The sequence below is a fragment of the Micromonospora antibiotica genome (assembly GCF_017599305.1).
Classification (GTDB): Bacteria; Actinomycetota; Actinomycetes; order Mycobacteriales; family Micromonosporaceae; genus Micromonospora; species Micromonospora antibiotica.
This window is the reverse complement of sequence record NZ_JAGFWR010000014.1, coordinates 139,208-164,281: the sequence shown is the minus strand read 5'-3', so window position 1 is coordinate 164,281 and position 25,074 is coordinate 139,208. Positions and strand designations below refer to the sequence as shown.

General features: G+C 73.7%; 20 protein-coding genes and 3 pseudogenes. 9 read left to right on the top strand and 14 right to left on the bottom strand.

Going from position 1 to position 25,074, the window contains the following annotated elements:
- Positions 1–268: 268 nt before the first annotated feature.
- Complete coding sequence (locus JQN83_RS22250) at positions 269–1,108, top strand: metallophosphoesterase family protein (protein WP_208569069.1); 840 nt, start codon at positions 269–271, stop codon at positions 1,106–1,108.
- 4 nt (positions 1,109–1,112) lie between these two features.
- On the opposite strand, the gene JQN83_RS22245 is transcribed toward JQN83_RS22250, so the two are convergent.
- The gene (locus tag JQN83_RS22245) at positions 1,113–2,513 is read right to left on the bottom strand and encodes an acyl-CoA synthetase (RefSeq protein WP_244252987.1); all 1,401 of its coding nucleotides are present in this window, start codon (positions 2,511–2,513) and stop codon (positions 1,113–1,115) included.
- Positions 2,514–2,777: 264 nt separating this feature from the next.
- On the opposite strand from JQN83_RS22245, the gene JQN83_RS22240 reads away from it, so the two are divergent.
- Entirely contained in the window at positions 2,778–3,149 is a 372-nt protein-coding gene (locus JQN83_RS22240; protein WP_208569067.1) for a VOC family protein, read from the top strand.
- A 96-nt stretch (positions 3,150–3,245) separates the two neighbouring features.
- Positions 3,246–3,752 carry a mycothiol transferase gene (locus JQN83_RS22235; protein WP_208569066.1) on the top strand — a complete coding sequence of 169 codons (507 nt, stop codon included), beginning with the start codon at positions 3,246–3,248 and terminating at the stop codon, positions 3,750–3,752.
- A 54-nt stretch (positions 3,753–3,806) separates the two neighbouring features.
- Here JQN83_RS22235 and JQN83_RS22230 read toward each other — a convergent pair whose 3' ends face one another.
- The 3 genes from JQN83_RS22230 to JQN83_RS22220 form a co-directional block, all read right to left on the bottom strand.
- On the bottom strand, positions 3,807–4,547 hold the full coding sequence (locus JQN83_RS22230; RefSeq protein ID WP_208569065.1) for a Pr6Pr family membrane protein: 741 nt from the start codon (positions 4,545–4,547) through the stop codon (positions 3,807–3,809).
- A gap of 294 nt (positions 4,548–4,841) precedes the next feature.
- Positions 4,842–5,087: a hypothetical protein gene (locus tag JQN83_RS22225; RefSeq protein ID WP_208569064.1), complete on the bottom strand. Its 246-nt coding sequence runs from the start codon at positions 5,085–5,087 to the stop codon at positions 4,842–4,844.
- A 108-nt stretch (positions 5,088–5,195) separates the two neighbouring features.
- Complete coding sequence (locus tag JQN83_RS22220) at positions 5,196–5,702, bottom strand: DinB family protein (RefSeq protein ID WP_208569063.1); 507 nt, start codon at positions 5,700–5,702, stop codon at positions 5,196–5,198.
- Positions 5,703–5,868: 166 nt separating this feature from the next.
- Here JQN83_RS22220 and JQN83_RS22215 point away from each other — a divergent pair, with 166 nt between their 5' ends.
- Complete coding sequence (locus JQN83_RS22215) at positions 5,869–6,765, top strand: DUF72 domain-containing protein (protein ID WP_208569062.1); 897 nt, start codon at positions 5,869–5,871, stop codon at positions 6,763–6,765.
- Positions 6,766–6,940: 175 nt separating this feature from the next.
- Here the strand turns inward: JQN83_RS22215 and JQN83_RS22210 are convergent, their stop codons facing one another.
- The 4 genes from JQN83_RS22210 to JQN83_RS22195 all read right to left on the bottom strand — a co-directional run bounded on the left by JQN83_RS22210 (position 6,941) and on the right by JQN83_RS22195 (position 11,336).
- A complete protein-coding gene (locus tag JQN83_RS22210; RefSeq protein ID WP_208569061.1) occupies positions 6,941–7,564 on the bottom strand; it encodes a hypothetical protein in 624 nt (207 codons plus the stop codon).
- Between the two features lie 84 nt (positions 7,565–7,648).
- Entirely contained in the window at positions 7,649–8,512 is an 864-nt protein-coding gene (locus JQN83_RS22205; protein ID WP_208569060.1) for an alpha/beta hydrolase family protein, read from the bottom strand.
- An 87-nt stretch (positions 8,513–8,599) separates the two neighbouring features.
- A complete protein-coding gene (locus JQN83_RS22200; protein WP_208569059.1) occupies positions 8,600–9,814 on the bottom strand; it encodes a glycosyltransferase in 1,215 nt (404 codons plus the stop codon).
- 268 nt (positions 9,815–10,082) lie between these two features.
- The gene (locus JQN83_RS22195) at positions 10,083–11,336 is read right to left on the bottom strand and encodes a globin domain-containing protein (RefSeq protein ID WP_504739806.1); all 1,254 of its coding nucleotides are present in this window, start codon (positions 11,334–11,336) and stop codon (positions 10,083–10,085) included.
- Between the two features lie 113 nt (positions 11,337–11,449).
- Between JQN83_RS22195 and JQN83_RS22190 the strand changes: the two genes are divergently transcribed.
- Entirely contained in the window at positions 11,450–11,890 is a 441-nt protein-coding gene (locus JQN83_RS22190; RefSeq protein WP_208569057.1) for an RrF2 family transcriptional regulator, read from the top strand.
- A gap of 251 nt (positions 11,891–12,141) precedes the next feature.
- Here the strand turns inward: JQN83_RS22190 and JQN83_RS22185 are convergent, their stop codons facing one another.
- The gene (locus JQN83_RS22185) at positions 12,142–13,398 is read right to left on the bottom strand and encodes an SGNH/GDSL hydrolase family protein (protein WP_208569056.1); all 1,257 of its coding nucleotides are present in this window, start codon (positions 13,396–13,398) and stop codon (positions 12,142–12,144) included.
- Between the two features lie 312 nt (positions 13,399–13,710).
- Here JQN83_RS22185 and JQN83_RS34190 point away from each other — a divergent pair.
- The 4 genes and pseudogenes from JQN83_RS34190 to JQN83_RS22175 form a co-directional block, all read left to right on the top strand.
- Positions 13,711–15,129, top strand: a pseudogene (locus JQN83_RS34190) (ATP-binding protein); the annotation flags it as partial.
- Positions 15,106–16,575: pseudogene (locus JQN83_RS34185) on the top strand (ATP-binding protein); the annotation flags it as partial. The pseudogenes JQN83_RS34190 and JQN83_RS34185, both read left to right, overlap by 24 nt.
- 6 nt (positions 16,576–16,581) lie before the next feature.
- A pseudogene (locus tag JQN83_RS34180) lies at positions 16,582–17,220 on the top strand (toprim domain-containing protein); the annotation flags it as partial.
- 41 nt (positions 17,221–17,261) lie between these two features.
- Positions 17,262–19,751, top strand: coding sequence for a DNA gyrase/topoisomerase IV subunit A (locus tag JQN83_RS22175; protein ID WP_208569054.1), 2,490 nt, complete (start codon positions 17,262–17,264; stop codon positions 19,749–19,751).
- A 48-nt stretch (positions 19,752–19,799) separates the two neighbouring features.
- Here the strand turns inward: JQN83_RS22175 and JQN83_RS22170 are convergent, their stop codons facing one another.
- The 5 genes from JQN83_RS22170 to JQN83_RS22150 form a co-directional block, all read right to left on the bottom strand.
- The gene (locus JQN83_RS22170; RefSeq protein WP_208569053.1) at positions 19,800–20,432 is read right to left on the bottom strand and encodes an alpha-ketoglutarate-dependent dioxygenase AlkB; all 633 of its coding nucleotides are present in this window, start codon (positions 20,430–20,432) and stop codon (positions 19,800–19,802) included.
- Positions 20,433–20,445: 13 nt separating this feature from the next.
- The gene (locus JQN83_RS22165; RefSeq protein ID WP_208569090.1) at positions 20,446–21,570 is read right to left on the bottom strand and encodes a PseG/SpsG family protein; all 1,125 of its coding nucleotides are present in this window, start codon (positions 21,568–21,570) and stop codon (positions 20,446–20,448) included.
- Positions 21,567–22,295: a cytidylyltransferase domain-containing protein gene (locus JQN83_RS22160; RefSeq protein ID WP_219470838.1), complete on the bottom strand. Its 729-nt coding sequence runs from the start codon at positions 22,293–22,295 to the stop codon at positions 21,567–21,569. The genes JQN83_RS22165 and JQN83_RS22160 overlap by 4 nt, the downstream gene beginning before the upstream one ends.
- A gap of 137 nt (positions 22,296–22,432) precedes the next feature.
- The gene (locus JQN83_RS22155; protein WP_372444100.1) at positions 22,433–24,238 is read right to left on the bottom strand and encodes a class I SAM-dependent methyltransferase; all 1,806 of its coding nucleotides are present in this window, start codon (positions 24,236–24,238) and stop codon (positions 22,433–22,435) included.
- Positions 24,235–25,071, bottom strand: a complete 837-nt coding sequence (locus tag JQN83_RS22150; protein WP_208569052.1) for a hypothetical protein — start codon at positions 25,069–25,071, stop codon at positions 24,235–24,237. Before JQN83_RS22150 ends, JQN83_RS22155 begins: the two co-directional genes overlap by 4 nt.
- Between the last annotated feature and the right edge of the window lie 3 nt (positions 25,072–25,074).

Sequence of the window (25,074 nt, the reverse complement as noted above, 5' to 3'; positions counted from 1 at the left end):
ATCAACCGCCCCTCCTACGACACCCTCGTCCAACACCAAATCACCACCGCCAAAAACACCACCACCGACACCCCCGAACAACAACTCACCAACCTCCTCCACACCGGCGACACCTGGACGATCCCGGCGGCATAGCTGCGCGACCACGGGCCGGAACCTCACCGGCCGCCACCCGCACGAGGCCGACCCGACGCCGTACCGCACCGAGCCGGCAGCGGCGTCGAGCCGCGCACCCGCAGCACTGGATGAACGAGGGGACCACACACCGATGAACGCCGGCATCTACGCCGTCAGTGACCTGCACGTGGCGTACCCGGAGAACCGGAAGATCGTGGAGAGCCTCTGGCCCCGCGCGGCCGGCGACTGGCTGATCGTCGCCGGTGACGTCGCCGAACTCTTCGCCGACGTCACCTGGGCGCTGACGCTGCTCAGCGAACGGTTCGGCAAGGTCATCTGGGCCCCCGGCAACCACGAGCTGTGGACCCACTCCCAGGACCCCGTCCGGCTGCGCGGGGAGGAGCGCTACCAGGCCATCGTGCGGCACTGCCGGAGCCTGGGCGTGAGCACCCCGGAGGACGAGTACCCGGTGTGGACCGGAGCCGACGGCCCGCTGCTGGTGGCACCGCTGTTCGTCGGTTACGACTACTCGTTCCGCGAACCGGGCGTCACCAGTAAGGAACAGGCGCTGGCCCGCGCCCACGCCGCCGGGGTGGTCTGCGCCGACGAGGTGTTCCTGCACCCCGATCCGCACCCGAGCCGGGACGCCTGGTGCCGGGCCCGGGTGGCGCTGACCGAGACCCGGCTCGCCGGCTGCGACCCGACCGTGCCGAAGGTCCTGGTCAACCACTACCCGCTGGTCCGGATGCCCACCGACATCCTGCGTTACCCCGAGTTCGCCCAGTGGTGCGGCACCGAACTCACCGCCGACTGGCACCGCCGCTTCCACGCCCGGACGGTGATCTACGGACACCTGCACATCCCCCGGGTGACCTGGCACGACGGGGTGCGGTTCGAGGAGGTCTCCGTCGGCTACCCCCGGGAGTGGCGCCCCCGCCCCCGCCCCGACTCGTGGCTGCGGCGGGTGCTGCCGGCACCCATCCAGGTCTGACGCCTCAGCCGTCCAGCAGGCGCTTCTTCTGCACCTTGCCCAGCGCGTTGCGGGGCAGGGCGTCGACCAGCCGGACCTCCCGGGGCCGCTTGTGCACCGACAGTTGCCGGGCGACGAAGTCCACCAGCTCCGGCCCGGTCACCCCGTCGCCGACCACGTACGCGGTGACCTGCTGCCCCAGATCCGGGTGCGGCAGGCCCACCACCGCAGCCTCGCGTACCCCCGGGTGGGCCAGCAGCGCCTCCTCCACCTCACCCGCCCCGATCCGGTACCCGCCGCTCTTGATCAGGTCGGTGCTCGCCCGCCCGACGATGCGGTGCCAGCCGTCGGGGCCGACGGTGGCGACGTCCCCGGTGCGGAACCAGCCGTCGGCGGTACGGCTCGCCGCGTCGGCGTCCGGCCGGTTCAGGTAGCCGTCGAACAGGGTCGGGCCGGCGACCAGCAGCTCACCCATCGCCGTACCGTCGCTCGGCAGGTCGTGGCCCTGCTCGTCGACGATCCGGGTGCGTACCCCGGGCAGCGGCACCCCGACCGCACCCGGCCGGCGCGGCCCGTCGGCCCGGGCGCTCACCGTGATCAGGGTCTCCGTCATGCCGTACCGCTCGACGACCCGGTGCCCGGTCAACCCGGCGAGGCCGTCGAAGACCGCCGTGGGTAGCGCCGCGCTGCCCGACACCAGCAGCCGCGCGCGGCGCAACGCCCGCGCGGCGGCCGGTGCCGCGGCGATCCGTCCCCAGATCGTCGGTACGCCGAAACACAGCGTCCCACCGGCCGCCGCGTACCGCTCGGGGCGTGGCCGGCCGACGTGGTGCAACCGGCCGCCGATCCGCAACGGCCCGAGCACCCCGAGTACCAGCCCGTGCACGTGGAACAGCGGCAGCCCGTGCACCAGCAGGTCGTCCGGTGTCCACGCCCAGGCGTCGGCCAGCCCGTCCAGGCAGGTGGCGATGGCGGCCCGGGAGAGCAGCGCGCCCTTCGGCGCACCGGTCGTCCCGCTCGTGTAGAGGATCAGGGCGGTCCGCTCCGGGGCGGGCTCCGGATGCGTACCCGCCGACTCCCGGCGCAGGTCGACCGGGACGACCGGCAACCCGGCACCGGACCCCGGGGAACCGTCGACCGCCGCGCCCACCGGCGCGAGCAGGGCCTGGGCCGCCGAATCGCGCAGGATGTGCTCCCGCTCCCGGGGTCCCGCGTCCGGCGGCACGGGCACCACCGCCGCACCGGCCCGCAGCGCGCCCACCACACCCACCACGGTCTCCATCGTCGGGGTGGCCTCGACCGCCACCCGGTCCAGGCCGCGCAGGTCGTCGGCGACCGCGGTGGCCAGCCCCTGCAACCGGGACCGGGACAGCACCCGGTCATCCACCCGTACCAGGTCCGGGCGGTCGTCCATCGACGATGACATCGCGGCCAGCAGCGACACGGTCCCGCCCTCTCCGGCAGTTCGGCAGGGCGCGGTGCGGCCCCGTGCCGCCGACGCTAGTGCGGCGGCCGGCCCGTCACCACCCCCGACCGCCGGGGTGTCGGCGCGTCGACCCCGCCGCCCGGGCACCACCGGCGGCCGGCACGGTTCAGGGGTCGGTTAAGGGTGCCGGTGCGCCAGCCGCGCCACCTACGGTCGATCCAGACGGATCCGTCGCCGGTCGACGGGGAAGGCGGCACCGACGTCATGACTTCCGAGCACCCACCGGCCGCGCCGTACCTCATGGTCACCGACGCGTCCGACGCCATCGCTTTCTACGCCCACGTCTTCGGCGCGGTCCCGCACCCACGGGAGTGCCTCGCCGACGGGCGGGTGCTCACCGCCGACCTCGTCGTGGCCGGTCACCGGTTCACCGTCAGCGAGTGGGCCGACCTGCCCGCGACGACCCCCCGGCTGCCGGTGCTGACCGTGGAGTCCACCGACCCCGATGCCGTGCTGCGCCGCGCCGTCGCGGTCGGCGCGCAGGTCAGTGCCGCCAACGCCACCCCCCGTGAGGTGCTGCTACGCGACCCGGACGGCCGCAGTTGGGCCATCACCCGGCCCGAACGCCCCGCCTGAGCCGCCCCCGCGCCCACGCGGGCCCGCCGAGGCGGTTTGTCGGGGTCCGTCAGCGGTATCCGGGTCGGGTGTACGCCCAGCGCGGAGGAGGCACCGGTGAACGTCGACGACCTGCTGACCGAGACCTACGATCAACTGCCCGACCTGGTGGACGCCGCCGTGGACGGGCTCGGCCCCGACGAGCTGCGCCGGGCTCCCCGCCCCGGGGCCAACCCGGTCGGCTGGCTGGTCTGGCACCTCACCCGGATCCAGGACCAGCAGATCGCCGAGCTGCTGGGCGTCGACCAACTCTGGGTCGCCGGTGACCGGGCGGCCCGGTTCGGACTTCCCGCCGACCCCGCCGACATCGGCTACGGCCACACCGCGGAGCAGGTCGCGGCGGTCCGACCGGAAAGCGCCCAGGTGCTCGTCGACTACCACCGGGCGGTGGCGCAGCGGACCCGCACGTTCCTGGCCGGCCTGCGCCCGACGGACCTGGACCGGGTGGTCGACGAGAGCTGGGACCCGCCGGTGACCCTCGGGGTCCGGCTGGTCAGCATCGTCACCGACGCTCTCCAACACGTCGGCCAGGCCGCCTACCTGCGGGGTCTGCTCCGCCCCTGAGCCGATCCCACCCGCTCCGGGTGCGCCGACCTCACCCGGTGGGGGCGCATCTGGCTACGCTGATCGCCCGACCGGTGGCGGTGGTGTCGGTTCCGCCGGGGCGTCCCGGTCGGGTGTCAAGGTGTCCGGGTCGGGTGTCGGGGCGTCCCGGTCGGGCGGCGGGGTCGCGCCCCACCGGGCCAGGGCCCGGTCGACGCCGACGAAGAGCAGGCCGAGCAGCCAGAAGGCGACGGCGAAGAAGACCGCGCTGACCGTGACACCGGCGTAGCCGAGTTGTCCGGCGTCGACGAACGGGTACGGGTAGCGGTGCACGATCAGCCCGCGTACCAGGGCGAAACCCAGGTACGCCAGCGGGAAGGTCAGCCACCAGGCGGCGTACCGCAGGCGCAGCCGGCCACGCTCGTCGAACAGCGTCCAGTCGGCGAGGGCGAGCAACGGCACGACGGTGTGCAGGAACTGGTTGCCCACCGTCTCGGCGGGTCCCCGGTCCGGCTGGGCCATCGCGAACGGGCTGGCCGGGTTGGCCAGCACCAGGTGGTAGACCACGCCGGTGATGGTGATGTAGAGGGTCACCGCGCCCTTGAGCGCGGAGGGCGGTTCGGGTCGGGACTGCCCGGCCCGCCAGGCGGCGTATCCGGCGAAGAGCCCGACCGCCAGGTTGCTCTGGATGGTGAAGTACGGCAGCAGACCGGTGACGGTGGCGGGGCCGAGGGCGGTGAGCACGATCCCGGCGAGCACACTGATCACAATCGCCAGCCGGAAGGCCACCGCCAGGCGTCGACGCCGCAGATTCATCGGCGCAAGTTACCAGCCGGTGGCACCGCTGGCGGCCGTGCCCCGTCCCTGGTCGCCAGCGGTGCCAGCGGGCCGTCTGCCCGGTCGTCTCGGTCCTGCCCGGTTGTCCGGCCGGCTGGCAGGTTGCCCGATTGGTCCAGCCGTCTGCCAGGTCGCCTGGTTGTCCCGGCCGGTTGCCCGGTTGTCGCGTGCTGCCGGTTGTCCGCTGGCTGGCGGGTCGTCCCGCCGACCGCGCGGCTGACTACTCGCCTTGTCCGCCTGGTTGGCGGGTCGTCCCGCCGACCAGGCGGTTGACTACCCGCTCTGCTGGTCGGACGGGTCTGCGGAGGTGGGGCCGGACGGTACCGACCGCGACATGCCGGCCCGGGCGGCCCGGTAAGCGGACATCGCCGCCGGCTCCCCGCGCAGCTCAGCCGGGTTTGCAGCGGCGCGGATCGCGATCAGCAGCGCCACGAGCGGCGCGGGGCCCGCCACCGGCCCATCGCCCGGCCCGCTGAGCAGCCGCTCAGCGGTTTCCTGATCGAGGCGGTGTCCGGTCATCTCGTGTCGCTCAGCGCCACCCCGGTGCGGGGCGTCACATCGGGCGGGGCTCAGGTGGCCCCCGTCACACGGCACCGGACGGCGACGACGGGCCCGCCCGCGCCAGGCTCAGCCCATCGTCTTGGCGCCGTCGATCGACTCCCGGATGATGTCGGCGTGCCCGGCGTGCTGGGCGGTCTCCCCGATCACGTGCAGCAGGGTGCGCCGCACCGACCAGGCGGCACCCGGCTCGAACCAGGGCGCCACCGGCAGTGGATGGCTCGCGTCCAGGTCGAGGGTGGTGATCAGCTCGTCGGTGCGGGCCGCCGTCTCGGCGTACCGGGCGAGCAGATCGACCAGGGTGTCGTCGTCGGTCATCTGGAACATGCCGGCCCAGTCGACCGGCTCGCTCTCCATCGCCTCGGCCCCGCCGACCATGAACCGTGCCCACCGGTCCTCCACCATGGTCACGTGCTTGATCAGGCCGCCCAGGCACAACTCGCTGGCGGTGCTGCGGGTCGCCGCCTGCGCGTCGGTCAGCCCGCGCACGGTGTGCCGCAGGAAGCCGCGGTGCATGCCGACAGCCTGCAACAGGTCGGCCCGTTCACCGGTGAGCACCTGCTCCGAAGTGGTCATCCCCGTCACCCTCCGTGGTCGATGTCGTCGGGGTGACCCTAGGGCCACCCTCCGACACTTTCCGGCCCCCACCCCGCCGCGTCACCACCACCGGGCGGTCGACGGGCGGCCACGCGGCGGAACCCAGCGGTTGCCGATCCCGTCGGCGGGCGGTCCACTGGACCACATGGGAACGATCAGGGTGGGCACCTCGTCCTGGGCGGATCAGACGCTGCTGCGTTCCGGCTGGTATCCCCGGTCGGCGCGTACCCCGGCACAGCGGCTGGGCTGGTACGCCGGGCAGTTCGGACTGGTCGAGGTGGACACCTCGTACTACGCCGTCCCGGTGCCGGAGACCACCAGCGGCTGGGCGGCGGCCACACCACCGGGTTTCACCTTCGACGTCAAGGCGTTCAGCCTCTTTACCGGACACCCGACCCCGGTGCAGGTGCTGCCGAGGGACCTGCGACCGGCCACCGGGCCGTCCCGGGTCCGCCGCCGGGACCTGCCCGAGGCGACGTACGACGCGTTGTGGGACCGGTTCCGGGCGGCGCTGGCGCCACTCGCGGCGGCCGACCGGCTCGGCGCGGTGCTGTTGCAGTTCCCGCCGTGGCTGGTGCGGGGGGAGGGCGCCCGGCGGCGGATCGCGGAACTGGCCGACCGGTGCCGGCCCTGGCGAGTCGCCGTGGAGCTGCGCCACGGGTCCTGGTTCGACGGTGCGGCGGCGGCCGAGACGGTCACCTTCCTGCGCGACCACGACCTCAGCCTGGTCTGCGTCGACATGCCGCAGGGGCACCCGTCCTCGGTGCCCCCGATCATGATCGGTACCGCCGAGCCGGTGCTGGTGCGGATGCACGGCCACAGCGCGCACTGGGAACACGGCAGCAAGGAGGACCGGTTCCGGTACGCCTACGCCGACGACGAACTCCGTCGCTGGGCCGACCTGCTCACCGACCTGGCCGCCCGGTCCGGGGAGCTGCACGTGCTGTTCAACAACTGCTGCGCGGGGCAGGCCCAGCGGGACGCCGCCCGGCTGGCGGAGCTGCTCGGGGTGACCCCCACGACGGCCGTCGCCGGCCACTGACCCCGGTCACCGACCCTCGGGTGTGTCCCGGGCCGTCCACCACGCGACGTGCCGTCGGGCCGGGCGACCGGGCCAGGACGGTCGGCGGGCGGGTCGGGTAGCCGACCCGCCGGTGCGGGGCCCGCCGTCGTGTTGTCGACGGCGGGCCCCGCACCGGCCGGTCCCGGCCCGACGGTCAGCTGGCCATCGCCATCCTGCGGCGGGCCCCCGTCGCGGCCAGCCGGCCCATCGTCATCGGGGCGCCCATCAGCCCACCGGCGCGACCGAGCATCCCCCGGAACACCTGGCCGGGCTTCTGCTGCTCACCCATGTACGCGGTGACCACCACCAGTGCCCCGGTCAACGCCGGAATGGTCCACTGGAGGACCTTCATCTGCCGCTGCCGGTGCGCCACCTCGGCGGGTGTCTGGTAGTTGGGCTCGGTGGTCCCCGAGACCGGCGGGTTGCCGGCGTTCTGCAACTTCATCCCGATCAACCGGCTGTAGCCGGTCACCGCGAGTGCGCTGACGGTCAGCGCCGTCTTCACCGCGCTCATCCGTCCCACCCCGGACTGGGCCATCATCCGGGGGCTCTCGGTGGCCAGTTCGCCCACCGCGCCGGCCAGGTGCGCGCCGATCGCCGCCGCGTTGACCGGGGTCCACCGCGACCAACCGGCCGAGGCCACCGGGAGCCGTTGGGTCGAGTCGCTGATCCGTGCCGCCGCTCCGTTGACGCCCAGCGCTCCCATCAGGGAGCCACCGAACCAGGCCGCCAGGCCCAGGTCGTGCATCGAGCGTAGTGCGGTGTGTCGTTCAGACATCTGATCCCCCTCCACCGTGTGCGGGCGCAGCGGCATACCCGCCCCGGCGGCGGCTACGCGCCCGGCTCGCGGCCAGGCGGGGGATCAGCGGCGCGGCAGCCCGGCGGCGAAGTCGGCGACCCGCCGGGTCAGCGGCAACCCGGCCCGCACCCAGCGGAAGTGGTCCAGCGCAGCCCCCGCCTCGGCCACCGTGTACCGGTGCCGGGTGACCGGTGCGGCGGTGAGCTTGGCGCAGAGGTGGTCGACGACCGGGTGCGGGGTGTACTGGTCGTCGTCCACGCTGACCGCCAGCACCGGCAGGGACAACCGGCCCACGGCCGCCTCGCCGTCCACCCCGTCGAGGGTGGGGAAGCGGCCGGTCCGGGCGGTGCGTGCCCAGTCCCGGATCACCCCCCGCGCCTGCCGGCCGCCGAACCCCCAGCCCGGCCAGACCCCGAGGGCCCCGGCCACCGCCGAGATCCCCTGGGAGTACGGCAGCACGCCGTAGCGCCGCAGACCCGGATAGCTGCGCCAGTACGGGACACCGACGGCGAGCAGGGCGAGCCCGTCGACCCGGTCCGTGCCGTGCAGTGCCAGGTGCAGCAGGGCGGCCTGCCCGCCGAGGGAGTGCCCGAGCAGCAGCGTGGGACGGCCGTCCAGCCGGGGCTTCAGCGCGTCGAGGACCGCGCCGACGTCGGTGGCCAGCTCGCGGTAGCCGTACCGGCAGGTCCGGGACGGCGGGGGCGTGCTGACGCCGGTGCCGCGCAGGTCGGCGACGGTCACGGCCAGGCCGGCGTCGTGCAGCGCGGTGGCGAACGGGCGGTAGTACCGGGCCCGGACCCCCATCGCCGGCCAGATCACCACCGCCGGGCCGCCGGGCGCCCCCACGGGCTCCGGGTAGACCTGGATGCCGATCCGGGCCCCGTCGACGTCGACGAACTCCTGCGTGTATGCCACGTCCCCGCTCACCGACTCATCCTACCGGCCGGTAATAACGGGTCGGTGCTCCGCCCCGACCGCTCCCGGCGCCCCGGGGGGTGGTCGGGGCGGAGGCGGTCAGGCGGCTGCCGTGGCGACCTGACCGACCCCGCTGACCGAGGCGTAGACGGCGGTGAGCTGCTCCGCCCAGTGCCGGAAGGAGTAGCGGACGCGGATCCGGTCCAGGGCCGCGGTGGCGTACGCGAAGCGGCGTACCCGGTCGGCGAGCAGCCGGCGGATCGTGCCGCCCAGCGCCCGGGGGTCACGCGGCGGCACCAGGTCCCCGGTCAACCCGTCGACGACGCTCTCCGCGATCCCCCCGACCTCCGTGCCGACCACGGGCACGCCGCACGCCATCGCCTCCAACGGGGTACGACCGAACGGCTCGTACCAGGGGGCGGCGACCAGCAGGTCGGCGGAGCGGTACCAGGCGGCCAACTCGTCGCGGGGCACCGACCCGACCAGTCGGACCCGGTCGGCGACCCCGCAGGACTCGGCGAGCGCGGTCAACCGGCGGGCGACCGGGTCGGCCGGCAGCAGGTCGGCGGGGGGCCCACCGACCACCACGCACTCGGCCTCCGGCACCGCGGGCAACGCCCGGATGACGTCCTGGAAGCCGCTGCGTTCGCGCAGCGACCCGACGGTGAGCAACCGGGGCCGGGCCGGGTCGCGGGGAACGACCGGCCCCGCCGGCCCGAACACCGTCTCGTCCACCCCGGCCGGCACCAGGGTCAGCTTCGACCGGGGCACCCCGAGGCGGACCAGTTCCCCCAACTCGTCGTGCGACTGGACGACGACCCGGTCGGCGGCCCGCCCGAGGGCGCGTTCGTAGCCGATCCGACCCCGGGGTCCGGGGTCCCGGCCGGCCGAGCGGCGTCGGTGCGCGCTGCCCAGGTCGTGGTAGGTCAGCACCACCGGGGTGTTGGTACGGCGTCCGGCGTGCAGGGTGGCCAGGCCGCTCAGCCAGAAGTGGGCGTGCGCCACGTCCGGCCGCCAGCCGCCGTGCTGCCAGTGCTCGGCCAACCAGCGGCCGAACTCGCCCAGGTGCGGCAGGAGTTCGTCGGTCGGCACCTCCCGGGCGGGGCCGGCCGGCACGTGCCACACCTGGTACCCGGTGTCGGTCGACACGGTGTCGGGTGGGGTGGGGGAGTCCCGCCGGGTGTAGACCCGCACCTCGTGGCCCTCGGCGGCCAGCGCCGCCGCCTGCTCGGCGACGTGCAGGTGCTGCGCACCGGTGTGCTGTCCGGTGGCGGCGAGCGGGCTGGCGTGCCCCGAGACCAACGCGATGCGCATGCTTCCTCCTCCGTGGGCCGGTCGCCGGCGAGGCGGCCCCGGTCACGACGGGCCCCGGTCGTCGTCACCGGGTCCCGCGCACCGGGCGATCGGCGGGCACCCGGCCGCCGGTCAGGAGCCGATGCCCGGACGTCGCGCACCGCCCTGCATGCCCGAACCAGTTGCCCAGCGCGGAGGCGATAAACATCAACTTTCCGTACCGGCCCGACCGCCCTGCGTGTGCCGGTGGTCGGGCGGTCCGCCGGGCGGCCGTGGTGGGGAGGATCGTTCACCTCGGCTCGGGCAGCATCCCCGGGCCGAACACCTCGTAGCCGATCCGCTCCGCCGGTACGCCCCGACGCAGCAGGTCGCCCCGGACCTGGTTCATGAACGGCAGCGGTCCGCAGAGGTGCACGTGCGCGTCCGGGGAGAGGGGGATCAGTTCCGGCTCGATCAGGCCCCGGGACACCTCGGCGACCAGTGGCGGGGTGTCGTCCCCGGCGGTGCCCTGCTCGTACCAGAGCCGCAGGCGCAGCCGGGGCAGCCGGGCGTGCAGCGCGAGCAGGTCGGCCCGGTGGGCGTGGGCGGCGGCGTCCCGGTCGGCGTGGGCCAGCACCACCGGCCGGTCCGGTGCGGTGGCCGCCAGGTGCTCCAGGGCCGACATCGCCGGGGTGAGGCCGATCCCGGCGCTGACCAGCAGCAGCGGCCCGTCCCCGGCGACCGCGCTGACCTCACCGAAGGGTGGGCTCAGTCGCAGGATGTCGCCGGGGGCGACGCGTTCGTGCAGGAAGCTGGAGACCAGACCGTCCGGGGCGTCCCCGGTGCCCCGGACCCGTTTCACGGTGATCCGCCAGTGGTCGTCGGCGGGGCGGCCGGAGAGGCTGTACTGACGGATCTGCTGGCCGAGCCCGCCGCCGAGGTCCACCGCGACCGAGACGTACTGCCCGGGGACGAAGCCCGGCACCGGGCCGCCGTCGGCCGGGACGAGGGCGATCGAGACGACGTCGGTGGCTTCCGGGGTCACCCCGCCGACCCGCCAGTCGCGCCACACCGCGCCGTCCCCGGCCAACCCGGAGACCGTGTAGAGGCGGGCCTCCCGGGCGACGAGTTCGCAGGCCATCAGCCAGTACACCTCGTCCCAGGCGGCGGCGACCTGCGGGGTGACCGCCGCGCCGAGCACCTCGCCGACGGCGGCCAGCAGGTGCCGACCCACCAGCGGGTACTGGTCGGGGGTGATGCCGAGCGAGGCGTGTTTGTGCGCGATCCGGTCCAGGATCGCCGTCCACCCCGTCGTGTCGGCACCGGTGAGGTGCCCGGCGTACGCGACGACGGAGGCGGCCAGGGCCGCCTGCTGACGTCCGGTTGCCTGGTTTCCCCGGTTGAACAGGTTCAGCAGTTCCGGGTGGGCGGTGAACATCCGGGCGTAGAAGCGGCCGGTGATCTGGTCGGCATGGGCCCGGACCACGGGCAGGGTGGCGGTGACGACGGCGGCTGACGACTCCGAGAGCACGGCTCCTCCTTGCTGTTCGGCTACAGAGGACACTTAAACAGGAATCTCAGAGTCTTCTTAAGGGCCGAAGGTCCCGGGTCCGTGGACGCGGCGGTTCCGGCCGTCCGCCCCTGTCCGCCGCCGACGGCCCTGGTTAGGGTCGGACGGTGAAGCTCAACCGGTCGACCGACATGGCCCTGCGGATCGCCATGCTCACCGCCCCCGCGTCGACCCGGACCACCGTCGACGAGCTGGCCGACCGGCTGGACCTGCCCCGCAGCCACGTGGCCAAGGTGGTGCAACGGTTGCAGCGCGCGGGCGTGCTGGTCACCGTGCGGGGCCGCTCTGGTGGGGTGGCCTTCGCCGAGGGGGCCGAGCGGATCACCGTCGGCCGGGTCGTACGCGCCTTCGAGGGGGAGGGTGAGGTGGTCTCCTGCGAGGAGTCCGGCTGCGCCCTGCGCGCCAGCTGCCGCCTGCGGGTCCAGCTCCGCCGCGCCCAGGCGGCCTTCCTCGCCGTCCTCGACGAGGTGCCGCTGGGCGACCTGGTCGACGCCTCGCCGACCGCCCTGCTGCTCAGCCTCGCCCCGCCCGCTCCGACGGCGACCTGAACCCGCGTCGCGCCCCCCGTGCCCCCGCACCCGGCCGGCGCGGGGCGAGCTGAGCGGCCCGGTCGGTGGGGCGAGCTGCCCGGCCGATTCGTAGGCGAGCTGATTCGTAGGCGAGCTGCGCGGCCCGTTCGGCAGCCGGGTGCGGCGCGGGTCCCGGGCGGGGTGGATGGGTGCGGTGCGGGCGCTGTGGCCGGTGGGAGCGGTGTGGCCGGTGGGAGCGGCTCGACCGCCCGCTCCCACCGGCCACCGGTTCAGCTGACCCGGACCGTGCCGTCCGTCGACCGGACGCAGGCGACCGTACGGGCCGCCGTCGCCGCCGCGCCGGTCAGGCACCGACCCAGAACCTGGTGCCCGGCCGCGCTCGGGTGCCAGGACTCCTGGCAGGTCTGGAAGTACGTCCCGCAGGTGTTCGCGATCCGCTGGATGTCCAGCTTGTCGTAGCCGGACAGGCTGGTCACGAAGACTCCCGAGGTGCCGTCCTGGAGCCGGATCGGGGTGGCCAGCGCATTGGCGGGGCTGCCCGCCGACTCGCACAGCCGGGCCCCGTCAAAGGCCCGCTGAACGTTGAGGTAGACCAGGTCGGCGGAGGGGAACTCGGCGGACAGCGTGCTGCGCACCGAGCTGACCAGGGTGCCCAGGCCCTGCGAGAAACGCTGGCCGGGGGCGAGGCTGGCCCGGTGGATCGGGCAACCGGCGGCGTACCGCTCGGCGCCCAGGTCACGGAACTTGTCCCGGGTGTCGTCCCGGCTGTCCTCCTCCCAGTAGGTCGAGGCCAGCTCCGGCGGCAGCGGGTTGGTGTAGTCCTGGAAGACGATCCGGTGCTGGCCGTCGGCGTCGATCTGGTCCAGCGTGGTGAGGATCTGCCGGACCGCCGCCGTGGTCTCCGCCGTCGCGGCGGCGACCTGGGCGGAGGTGGCCAGGTCGGCGTCCGAGCACGGCTCCTGCTCCACCGGACCGCCCAGGTACGCCCAGAACTCCCACCACCCGGTCCAGGCGTCGGCGATGAACCGGTTCGCGCACTTCTCGGCGACGCTGCCGAACGTGAACGAGCTGTTGTTCGAGCCGAGGCCGACCAGCACCAGGTCGATGTCGTGGGTCTGCCCGACCGCGCGCAACTGGTCGAGCTGGGCGGCGACCTGCCGGCCCTTGGTCCGGCTGGCCGAGGCGTTGGCGATGTCGTACGGCTGGCCGCCGGAGCAGGCCAGGTTGAACCGGTCGGTGATCCCCGGCAGGTCCGCCTTGAACAGTGAGGCGTTGGGTGATCGGTGGCAGAAGTAGGCGTTGTTGTTCGGTGCCGCCCAGCCCGGGAAGGGCTGGGCCACCCCGTTGAGGTCGGTCACCGGCGCGTACGCCCCGGCACCCTCGCCGCTGATGAAGCTGTCGCCGAGGGCGACGGCGGCGGTGGGCAGGGCGGCGGCGGCCGGTGCGGCGGAGCCGACGGCGACCGGCAGGGCGGCCGTGGCGACGGTGAGGAGTGCCGCGAGGGCGCTCCGACGGAACCTGGACATGACGTCCCCCATCTGTCCATGCAAATGTGAAAGATCCTGCTGGGCCGGATCAGATCACTTGGCGAGATGGGCGTCAATGCCTCTTAACATGATCGTCGAATCACGGAAATGGTCGTTTCCGGGTCCCGTCCACCCGGCCGGGGAAGGCCCCGACGGTCGGCGGCGTTGTGCCCGGCAGACGCGCGACGCCGTCCGACGTGGGGCTGCACGCCGCTGTCGGGGCGTACGGCTACGCTCGCTGCGGCACGCCGCGCGTGGAGAGATCGAGACGGTGAGCGGCACCACACCGCCGAGACCGGGGAGTACGACCAGTTGACCGCACAGCCTGAGACCCTCTACGGGGCAGACGACCTCACCCACCTGGAGGGCCTGGACGCCGTCCGCAAGCGTCCCGGCATGTACATCGGCTCCACCGACAGTCGTGGCGTGGGTCACCTCGTCAACGAGATCCTCGACAACTCCACCGACGAGGGTGTCGCCGGTCATGCCCGTACGGTCGAGGTGATCCTGCACGCCGACGGCTCGGTGCAGGTCGACGACGACGGCCGGGGCATCCCCACCGACGTGCACGCCAAGTCCGGCATCTCCGGGGTCGAGCTGGTGCTCACCCGGCTGCACGCCGGCGGCAAGTTCGGCGGCTCCGGTTACAAGACCTCAGGCGGTCTGCACGGCGTGGGCGCCTCCGCGGTCAACGCGCTGTCCCGCCGGTTCGACGTGACCGTCCGACGCGGCGGCAAGGTGCACGCGATGTCGTTCCGGCACGGGGTGCCCGGGGTCTTCGCCGGTGACGGCCCGGACGCCCCGTTCACCGCCGGGCCCGGCCTGCAGGTCGTCGGGTCGATGAAGCGCGGCCAGCGCACCGGCACCTCGATCCGCTACTGGCACGACGCCCGCTACTTCGAGACCGGCGCCCGCCTCGACGTCGAGGCCGTCCGGATGAAGCTGCGCAACACCGCCTTCCTGGTCCCCGGGGTCGACTACCGGCTGCGCGACGAGACCGCCGAGGAGCCGGTCGAGGAGCGCTTCCACTTCCCCAACGGGCTCACCGACATGGTGGAGTTCCTGGCCCCGGCCGGCGACCGCCCGGTCTCCGGCACCCTGCTGGTCACCGGCGAGGGGACCTACCGGGAGAACGCCGCCGACGCCAACGGCGTGATGCAGTCCAACGTGCAGCGCCGGGCCGAGGTGGAGATCGCCTTCCGGTGGGGCACCGGCTACGAGCGCACCGTCGAGTGCTTCACCAACACCATCCGCAACGCCCACGGCGGCACCCACCGCAAGGGGTTCGAGCGGGCGCTGACCCGGACCCTGGCCGATGCCGTCCGCAACACCCGGGGGCTGCTCAAGCCCAAGGAGGACCCGCCCACCCTGGACGACGTCCTGGAGGGGATGACGGCGGTGCTGCACGTCCGCATCCCGGAGCCGCAGTTCACCTCGCAGACCAAGGACGAGCTCTCCACCGCCGGCATCACCAAGGTGCTCCAGACCCTGGTCGAGCAGCACGTCAAGGCGTGGCTGGAGGACAAACGCAGCAAGGCCGAGGCGCGCACGGTGCTCCAGAAGATCGTCGACGCGGCCCGGGTGCGGCTGACCCAGAAGCAGCAGAAGGACGCCGCCCGGCGCAAGACCGCCCTGGAGGGCGCGTCGATGCCCGCCAAGCTCGTCGACTGCCGCGCGACCGGGGTGGACCGCAGCGAGCTGTTCATCGTGGAGGGGGACAGCGCCCTGGGGTGTTTTACCGGCGACACCATGGTCGCGCTCGCCTCCGGCGAGGCTCGGTCCTTTGCCGATCTGGCGGCGGACTGGCAGCGGGGAGTGACCCATTTCGGGTACACCACCAACAAGGCAGGGCGCGTGGTGGTCGCTCCGCTGGTGGAGCCACGTCTCACCAAGAGAGCTGCCCGGCTGGTCCGGGTGCAGCTCGACAACGGCGCGTCGGTCCGTTGCACACCTGATCACCTTTTCCGGCTGCGCGACGGTTCCTACCGACGGGCCGATGCCCTGACCCCCGGTGACTCACTGATGCCCCTGTACCGGAGCATTTCCAGTAAGGCCGAGGGGCACAAGCTGCACGGGTACGAGCGGATCTGGATGAACGACCGGGAGGAGTGGGTCTACACCCACTACCTCGCGGACGCCTGGAATCTTCGTCACGGTCGCGACAGCGCCACCAACGGCAACGTCCGTCACCACATCGACATCAACAAGCGCAACAACGATCCGCGAAACATCCAACGGATGACCTGGGCCGACCACTCGGCACTGCACGCCGCGATGATGGGCGAACACGTCCACGCGGGCTGGCGGGAGTGGTTTGCCAACGGTGGCCGGGAGTTCAAGTCGGCCATGCTCAGCGCGCAGTGGCGCGATCCCGCATTCCGTGAGGCGTGCCTCGCCCGGCTGTTCGCGCTCAACGAGTCACCCGAATTCCGAGCCAAGCTGAACAAGGGCTTTCAGGACTGGTACGACGCGCTCGGTGACGAGGAAAAGGCCGCCTACGCCGACCGGATGCGGGACCGGCAGGCCCAGTACTGGTCACAGCCCGAGCACCGTGCGGCCGCTGCGGAGCGCGTCCGGAACTATTTCGCGGACCCTGCTCGTCGTTCCGCCTGGCGGGAGCGTTCGGTACGGCAGTGGGACAACTCCGAACTGCGTGCCTGGCGGTCGCGAAAGACCGTCGAACAGTTCAGTGATCCTGCCGAGCGTGAACGCCAGCGCAACGCGGTGCGGGCCTGGCACGAGGAGAACCCCGAATTCGGGGCCCGGCACTCACGCTTGATGAAGCAGCGGTTGGCGGACCCGGGCACCGGTCACCTTGCCAAGGCGCAGGCCGGTCGGGCTGCCTACGTGGCCAACGTGCCGAAGAGCGAGCGGGTCGGTCGCCAACAGGAGGGCCGGCGGCGGGCCGCGCTCAAGCGGCTCGCTCCGCTGCTGGTGCTGCCGAATACCGAGCTCGGTGCGGCGTACGAAGCCGACCGTCTGAGGTCTGCACGCACGGGACTCCGGTTCGATCGACTCCTGGCGTTCTACGACGGCGACTACGCCCGCCTCCGGGAGGCGGTCAATCTGGTGAACCACCGTGTCGTGTCCGTCGAGCCGCTCGACGAGACAGCGGACGTCTACGACCTGACCGTTGACGGCTACCACAATTTCGCCCTCGAAGCGGGGGTCTTCGTCCACAACAGCGCACGGGTCGCTCGTACCTCGGAATACCAGGCGCTACTGCCGATTCGCGGCAAGATTCTCAACGTGCAGAAGGCCAACCTCCAGCAGGTGCTGGACAACGCCGAGTGCGCGGCGATCGTGCAGGTGCTCGGGGCCGGCTCGGGGCGTACCTTCGACCTGTCCTCGTTGCGCTACGGCCGGGTGCTGATCATGGCGGACGCCGACGTGGACGGCGCGCACATCCGGACCCTGCTGATCACCCTGTTCGCCCGCTACATGCGCCCGCTGATCGAGGCCGGCCGGCTCTACGCCGCGATGCCGCCGCTGCACAAGATCACCACGAAGGGGCGCAGCCCGCAGACCACCTACACCTACACCCAGGCCGAGATGGAGGCGACGGTCCGCAAGCTGGAGAAGGCCGGCAAGCAGATCGTCACCCCGATCCCGCGCTTCAAGGGCCTCGGTGAGATGGACGCCGACGAGTTGTGGGACACCACGATGAACCCCGCCACCCGGGCGGTCCGCCGGATCACCCTCGACGACGTCGACGCCGCCGAGCGCATCCTCGAACTGCTGATGGGCGAGAAGGTCGAGCCGCGCCGCAACTGGCTCATCGACTCCTCCGACCGGGTCGACCGGGACGCGATCGACGCATGACCAGCACCGTGGCCGCCGCACACCCGGAAGAGAGCTGAACGATGGCACGCCGTAAGGACGACCGCGCCAAGGTGGACCTGTCCGCCTTCGACCAGGCCGGTGCGCGGGTCTTCGACAACCCGCTGGTCACCGAGGTCTCCGACTCCTACCTGGAGTACGCCTTCTCGGTCATCCACTCCCGCGCCCTGCCCGACGCCCGCGACGGTTTGAAGCCGGTGCACCGCCGCATCCTGTGGTCGATGCACGAGCAGGGCCACCGCCCCGACCGGGGGCACGTGAAGTCGGCCCGGATCGTCGGCGACGTCATGGGCAAGTACCACCCGCACGGCGACACCGCGATCTATGACGCGATGGTCCGGCTCGCCCAGGACTTCTCGCTCAACGCGCCACTCATCGACGGGCACGGAAATTTTGGTAGCCCCGACGACGGCCCGGCCGCGGCGCGTTACACCGAGGCCCGGCTGTCCCGGGAGGCGATGCTGCTCGTCGGTGAGCTGGGCGAGGACACCGTCGACGTCGAGCCCAACTACGACGGCTCACTGACCCAGCCGACCGTGCTGCCCGCCGCCTTCCCCAACCTGCTGGTCAACGGCGCGTCCGGGATCGCGGTCGGGATGGCGACCAACATGATCCCGCACCACCTGGGCGAGGTGGTCTCCGCCGCCCGCTGGCTGATCAACCACCCGGACGCCGACCTCGACCGGTTGATGGAGTTCGTCCCCGGCCCCGACCTGCCCACCGGTGGCCTGCTGCTCGGCCTGGACGAGGTGCGCCGGGCGTACGAGACCGGGCGCGGTGTGGTGCGGATGCGTGGCCGGGTGGAGATCGGCCCGCTGGAGGGCAGCCGGGGGCGGCAGGCGATCACCGTGGTCGAGTTGCCCTACGGCGTCGGCGCGGAGAAGGTCATCGCGGCGATCACCAACGAGGTGAACAAGACCAAGCGGCTCACCGGCATCGCCGACGTCAAGGACCTCACCGACCGGGAGAGCGGCACCCGGCTGGTCGTCGAGTGCAAGGTCGGGGTCAACCCGCAGGCGTTGCTGGCCGACCTCTACCGGCTCACCCCGCTGGAGCAGTCCTTCGGCATCAACAACCTGGTGCTGGTCGACGGCCAGCCGCGCACCCTCGGGTTGAAGGCGCTGCTGGAGGTGTTCCTGGCCCACCGCTACGAGGTGGTGACCCGGCGCAGCGCGTACCGGCGGCGTAAGCGCCAGGAGCGGCTGCACCTGGTCGACGGCCTGCTGGTCGCCCTGCTCGACATCGACCGGGTGGTCAAGCTGATCCGGGCCAGCGAGGACGCCCAGGCCGCCAAGGACGGCCTGATGCAGAAGTTCAAGCTCTCCGAGATCCAGGCGACCTACATCCTCGACACCCCGCTGCGCCGGTTGACCAGGTACGACCGGATCGAGCTGGAGGCCGAACAGGAGAAGCTGCGCGGGGAGATCGCCGAGCTGTCCAAGATCCTCGACGACCCGAAGGTGCTCCGCAAGGTCGTCTCCGACGAGTTGGCCGCCGTGGTGAAGCAGTTCTCCGGGTCGCGGCGGACCACCCTGGTCGACGGGGACCTCAAGGAGGTGCTCGCCGCGTCGGTGCCGGCCGGGCCGCTGGAGGTGGCCGACGACCCGTGTCAGGTGATCCTCTCGGCGACCGGGCTGGTCGCCCGCACCGCGGCCGAGTCGGAGGAGGCGTCCGAGGGGCGTCGCCGCAACGGCCGGGTCAAACACGACACCGTACGCGCGGTCGTGCACACCACGGCCCGGGGGCGGGTGCTCCTGGTCACCAGCGCCGGCCGGGCCTTCAAGGTCGACGTGTTGCCGCTGCCGGTGCTGCCCGAGCAGGCCGGCACGGTGTCGCTGCGTGGTGGTATGGCCGCCGCCGAGATCGTCCCGCTGGCGGCGGGGGAGACGGTGATCGGTCTGGCCCCGCTCGGCCCCACCGCGCAGGGCTCCCCGGGGCTGGCGCTGGGCACCCGGCAGGGTGTGGTCAAGGTCTGCGCCCCGGAGTGGCCGGTCCGCTCGGACGAGTTCGAGGTGATCTCGTTGCGCACGGGCGACGAGGTGGTGGGGGCGACCTGGCTGGCCGACGACACCGAGACGCTGGCCTTCGTCACCAGCGAGGCGGCCCTGCTGCGGTTCGCCGCCACGCTGATCCGCCCGCAGGGGCCCAAGGGTGGCGGGATGGCCGGGATCAACCTGCCGGCGGGTGCCCGGGTGGTGTTCTTCGGCGCGATCCGCACCGACGACGCCGCCCACGGGGAGCCGATGGTGGTCACCTCCACCGGGGCCACGGTCAAGGTGACGCCGTTCGCGTCGTACCCGGCGAAGGGCAGGGCGACCGCCGGGGTGCGGGCGCAGCGCTTCCTCAAGGGGGAGACGGACCTGGTGGTGGCCTGGATCGGGGCGCGGCCGGTGGGCGCGACGGCGACCGGTGACCCGGTGGAGCTGCCGCCGGCCGATCCGCGCCGCGACGGGTCCGGCTTCGCCGTCATGCTCGGCCCGACCGTCGTCGGTCACCTCATCGAACGCGACTGAGTCCGGCCCGGCCGTCGTGAGGGCTGACGGCCGGTCGCCCGGTCGGCGTCAGGCGACGTCGACCGGGCGGAACTGGACGCTGACCCGGGGGCCGACCGGGCGGGTGGTCTTGGGCACGGCGTGCTCCCAGGTGCGCTGGCAGGAACCGCCCATCACCACCAGGTCGCCGTGGCCGAGCGGGAAACGTAGCGTGTCGCCGCCGCCCCGGGGGCGTAGCAGCAGCGGGCGGGGCGAGCCGAACGACACGATCGCCACCATCGTGTCGGTGTGCGCGGAGCGGCCGATGGTGTCGCCGTGCCAGGCGACGCTGTCCCGCCCGTCGCGGTAGAGGCACATGCCGGCGGTGACGAACGGCTCGCCCAGCTCGGCGGCGTAGTGCCGGCTCAGCGCCGTGCGGGCCGCGGTGAGCAGCGGGTGCGGCAGCGGGCGGTCGGGGCCGTACCAGCAGAGCAGGCGGGGGACGTCGACCTGCGTGTCGTACATGGTGCGGCGTTCGGCCCGCCAGGGCACCCCGGTGCGCAGGGTGTCGAGGACCGTGTCCGAGCCGCGCACCCAGCCCGGCAGGTGGTCGACCCACGCGCCCCGGGTGAGCACCCGGCGGCGCAGCCCGGCCAGCGGGGTCAGCGTCGGGTCGGCGTCGGTGAGGTCGAGCATCGACGGTTGGTAGGCGGCCTGCGACATACCCGGCACCCTATCAGGGGTTTAGTACACCCGTACGATCGGCGATCCGGGTGAGGACGGCGTCGGCCACCCGGGCCCGGCCGCGCCCGTCGACGGTGGCCCAGGCGCGGGCCGCGAGCGCCGCCCGACGCTGCGGGGACGCCAGCAGGGCGCGCAGCGTGCGGCCCGCGTCGGCCCGCGCGGCCCGGCCGGCCAGCCCCGGCGCGACCAGGTCCGGCAGTTCACCGAGGCCGGCGGCGAGCCGGTGCGCCACCACCCGGCGGTACGCGTCACGCTGGTTGTCCACCACGCAGACCAGCGCGGCGGGCGCACCCAGACAGCACAGTTCCCAGGTGGAGGTGCCGGCGGCGCTGACCACCAGGTCGGCCGCGCCGATCAGCGTGGGCAACGTGTCGGTGGGCGCGAGGAGGTGCAGCGCCTGCCCCCGACCGGTGGCGACCCGCGTCAGCTCGGCCTCGATCTCCGGCCGCCCGACCACCACCGTCAGCTCCATCGGGTGGCCGGTGCCGAGCAGCACCCGGGCCAGCACCGGGGCCGCCCCGACGGCGTCGGTGCCGCCGAAGAAGGCCAGCACCCGGGGGCGGTCCGTCGGTGGGGCCGGCGGTGGGGCCGGCGGCCGGGCGGCGGTCACCGCGTCGCGCAGCAGCGCGTACCGCACCCCGGCCAGCAACCGGCCGCCGCCGGTGCCCGTGCCGGTGGTGCCGTGCGGGCTGGCGGTGTCCGTGCCGGTGGTGCCGTGCGTGCCGGCGGTGTCCGCGCCGAAGTTCTGGTCCAGGTAGAGGTCGGCGTCCTGGCCCCGGGTGTCGCCGTCGACGATGGCCAGGGTGACCACGCCGGCCGCCCGCAGCGCCCCGGCCCCCGCCGGGTCCAGCTCGTACGAGTCGAGCACCAGCGCGTCCAGGGCGTGCGCGCGGGCCGCCTCGACCAGCCCGGCGGGGGTGCCCGGACCGGGGTGGACCGGGATGCCGCGCGCGGTCAGTCGGTCGGCGGCCCAACCGACCCGCTCGACGGTCCCGAACAGCTCGACCCGGGCACCCCGGGCCAGGAACTCCTCGCCGAGGGCCAGGCAGCGCACCAGGTGCCCGACGCCGGTGTGCGGGCCGGCGTCGCAGCGCAACCCGATCCGTGGTGGCTTCAGGACTCCTCCAGCCGCTTCTGGCGTACCGAGGAGTTGAGGGTACGCAGGTCGGGCCGCCCGTCCAACCAGTCGGCGAGTTTCGCCAGCGGCACGCTGACGTCGCCGAAGTGGTCGACGACCGCGCTGACCAGCGCCCAGTCCTGGTCGGTGTCGAGGGTGAGCCGCAGCGTCGACCGGTCCGGGGTGAGGGTCACCCCGAGCACCCGGAACAGCTCCGGATGGGCGTACGCCCAGGAGGTGACGTGCACCCGGTGGTGCTCGACGGCGAGCCGGTCCAGGGTACGCAGCGCGTCCGCCCGGATGATCTCCACGTCCAACCCCCGGGGCAGGGTACGGGCGATCGAGGTGCTGGCGTAGTCGAGCCCGGGGACGGCCCGGTAGACCGCCGCCACCAGGGAGACGATCTCCGGGTCCAGCAGTGGGCAGTCGGCGGTGAACCGCATGACGGCGTCGCCGGGGTGGGCGTCGAGCGCGCCGACGAACCGGCTCAGCACGTCGTCCACCGGTCCCCGGTGCACCGGCACGTCGAGCCGCGCGCACTCGGCGACCACCGCGTCGTCGACCGGGTCGACACTGGTGGCGACCACCAGGTCGGCGAGGACCCCGCTGTCCCGGGCGGCCCGGACCACCCGGCCGAGGACACTGCGCCCGGCCAGCGGACGCAGCACCTTGCCGGGCAGCCGCGACGAGCCCATCCGGGCCTGCACGATCCCGACGATCCGCAGGTCGGAGCCGACCGGTGCGACCGCGTCGGGTCCGCCGAGGTCGGCGTGGCCGGGCCGGCCCGTCGCCGGGACGCCGGGCCGGCCCGCCGCCATGCCGGTGCCGCCGGGTCGGCCCGCCGGCGGGGTGTGCGGGGCGGTCACTGCTGCTCCTCCGGCGGCTTGGGGCCGAGCGCCTCACGGGCCCGCCGTTTCGCCGCCCGGGCACCCCGCTTGGCCAGCCGGGCCGGGGTGATGGCCAGCCGGCCCACCCGGTAGCTGAGCGAGCCACTGAGCAGGTTGATCGTGGCGTCGGCGCGACGTAGCGCCCGTTCCCGGGAGGTGAGCAGCTCCTCCGTCCACTTCAGCAGGGCGGCGAGCCGGGTCAGCTCCTCGCGCTGGCGTACCCAGGCCTCGCGCATCTGCTGGTAGCTGCGCGGCCCGGCGGGCGGGTCGGTGGGGGTGACCGCGCGGAGTTCGGTGGCGAGTGCCCCCCGCCCGTCGGCGTCCAGGCCGCGCAGGGCGGCGGCGACCGCCGCCTCGGTCTCCACGGCCGTGTCGACGGTCGCCCGGTCCAGGTCCTGCCCGGCGACCCCGCCGAGGACCACGGTCAACCCGGCGACGTCCAGGGTGGACGGCCACGGGTGGGCGTAGCCGCCGGTGAGCAGGGTGACCGCGAACCGCCACAGCCCCCGGGCCAGCACCACCTCGAGGGGCAGCGGCTCGCTGGCCTGCCAGCTCGGGTCGAGCACCGCGAAGGTGTCCCCGTCGACGACCACGGTGTCCGGGTCGGCCAGCGCGACCGCGCCGGTGAGCCGTCCGTCCGGGGCGGCCTGCCCGGCGAGCCACCCGGCGTAGCCGCGCAGCAACCGGCGTAGGGCGTCCAGGTCGCGCCGCAGGCAGCCGTCGAGCAGCAGGGTCCGCAGCAGCCGCCCCGGCGGCACCGGGCCGGTGAGCGCGGCCGGGTCCCGGTGGGCGGCCTCCCGGCTGGCGAAGGGCGCCGGCCGGACCCTGCCGGCCCCGCCGCCGGTCACCGCCCAGTGCCAGCCGGCCGGCCCGTCGCTCACCTCGACCACCCCGACCCCGGGCGGCCCGGTCTGCACCAGCACCACCGGCAGTGGCCGGTCGACGGGCGCGTCGGGGCCGGCGCGTCGGGCCAGCGTCAGCCAGCCGGGGGCCAGCGTCGCGCCGAGCCCGGCGTGCAGCGCGTCGACCGCCAGCCGGGCCGGGTCCTGGAGCACCGCGCCGCCGGCGAACCCACCGGCGCAGGCCCCGTGCAGCACCGCGTCGAGCAACCCCGAGGTGGGTGACCGGTCCAGCGCGTCGGTGCCGACCAGCGCCGTCGCGGCACCCGGATCGGGGTACGCGGCGTAGCTCGCGTCGGCGGTCAGGCCCACCTCGGCGAGCCGGTCCCGCAGCTGCTCCCGGTTGGCCGGGCGGCCGGCGTCCAGCACCCCGCCGATGCTCCACGCCGCGTCGGCCCGGTCGGCGTACCAGGGGGAGGTGGCGACCAGCCGGGACACCCCCAGCGGGTTGTCCAGCCGCAGCAGCAGCGTGCCGCCGGGCCGCAGCGCGGCGGTCAACCGGGCCAGCACCCCCGCCCAGCCCAGCCGGACGCCCTCCACCGACTCGACGGCGTCCAGGCCGGCCCCGGCCAGCACCACGTCGAACGTGTCGGCGGGGTCGAGTCCGGCCGGCCCGCCGACGATCACCCGGGCCGCCCGGTCGGTCAACACCACCGCGTCGGGGTGGCTGCGCAGCAGGCAGGTCACCTCGGCGTGGGCGAGCCGGTCCAGCAACGCCGGATCGTGCGGCCCGGCCAGCAGCACCCGCGCCCCCGCCGGTACGACCCGGGCGGCCAGCGCGCCCAGCGGCCCCCCGTCGGCCAGCCGCTGCTCCGGCAGGTCGGACCAGGCCAGCATCTCCCCACCGGGCAGGACGACGGGGGCGGTGGTTCCAGTGGTCAACTCGTGCCTCCTGCGGGATGCGCCCAGCCGAGCAGCTCACGCAGCTCGGCGGGGGTGCAGCGGTGGTCGGTGCCCAGCTCGGCGCGGGCGATGTCGACGGCGGTCGGCAGGTCCACCGTCTCGCCGTGCAACTGCGGCCACTGCCGGCGGATCCGGGCGGTGCCGCCGAAGGTGGGGTCCTCCTTGGCCAGGATCATCGGGTCGCCGTAGACGGCCGGTTCACAACCGGCGGCGACGCCGTAGAAGATGGCGCTGGTCAGCCGGTTGGACGCCACCCGGGCGTGCCGACGCAGCTCGGTGAGCTGCTTGTCGAGGAACAGCGGGTCGGTGTCGCGCCACCAGTGGCCCCGGTAGCCGTGGCAGATCACCCGGAAACCGGCGTTCTCGTAGAGCCGGCGGACCCGGCGCATGCCGTACTCGTGCCAGTAGAGGCAGACGGTGACCGGGCCGGGTTCGGTGTCCCTGATCCGGGCGATCAGCTCCTTGTGGTCGCCCTTGACGTGCTGGCCCTCCCAGCCGTGGAACGGGTACCAGATGGTGCCCTCCCGGGCGGCCGGCGGCGGGTCGTCGCGGCGCAGGTCGAGCAGGTACGTGAAGGGCGCACCGGTGACCACCACGTTGCGTCGACCCACCGACCAGGCCCGCCGCCGGGTCTGCTCCGACCAGAGCAGGCTGGGGGTGCGCTCGGCGTACGGGTGGCCGGGGGCGAGGCCGTCGCCGATGTTCCAGCCGTGCTGGACGTACCCGTTGATCCGGGGCGGGTGGTCGTCGCCCAGCCCGCAATAGCGGGCCAGCACGTGGGCGTGGCCGTAGAAGTGGTTCGCGTGGTGCATCGG